Source organism: Amycolatopsis tucumanensis, assembly GCF_021654135.1.
In the GTDB taxonomy this organism is placed as follows: domain Bacteria; phylum Actinomycetota; class Actinomycetes; order Mycobacteriales; family Pseudonocardiaceae; genus Amycolatopsis_E; species Amycolatopsis_E tucumanensis.
Map to the genome: position 1 here is coordinate 1 of NZ_JAKGSD010000144.1, position 638 is coordinate 638.

The 638-nt window shown below is 73.8% G+C and carries 1 protein-coding gene; it reads right to left on the reverse strand.

Annotated features, from left to right (window positions below; genetic code table 11):
- On the reverse strand, nucleotides 1-638 hold a 638-nt coding region (locus tag L2C96_RS44210), incomplete at both ends, for a hydroxymethylglutaryl-CoA reductase, degradative (protein WP_237340333.1).

The window sequence follows — 638 nt, forward strand, 5'->3', positions numbered from 1 at the left end:
GTGGCGATGTTGCGGGCGTGCAGCGACATGTGCCCGCGCTGGATGCCCTCGGTGGCCAGCGCCCGCACCGCGGCGAAGTTCTGCGCGAGCCCGACCGCGGTGATGATCTCCGCGAGTTCGGCGGCGGTCCGCACGCCGAGCAGGGCGACCGCGGCCTGCGCCACCGGGTGCACGCGCGTGGCGCCGCCGACGAGCCCGACCGGCATCGGCAGTTCCAGCGTGCCGACCACGTTGCCGTCGGCGTCCTTTTCGAAGCGGGACAACGAGGTGTACTGCCCGGACGCGGAGACGGCGTGCGAGTGGGCGCCCGCCTCGACCGCGCGGGTGTCGTTGCCGGTGGCGAGCACGACCGCGCTGATGCCGTTCATGATCCCCTTGTTGTGGGTCGCGGCGCGGTAGGGATCGGCTTCGGCGAGCGCGGCGGCGTGCACGATGTCGTCCACCACCGCGGGCCCGCCGAGGGTTTCGGCGTCGAACACCGCGCGGGCCCGGGACAGCCGCAGATCGGCCTTGTTGGTCAGGATCCGCAGCAGCGGTCGGCCGCCGGCGATCTCCCCGGCGCGTGCGGCGACCGCCTCGGCCATGGTGTTCACGGCGTTGGCGCCCATCGCGTCGCGGACGTCGACCTGCAGGTGCGC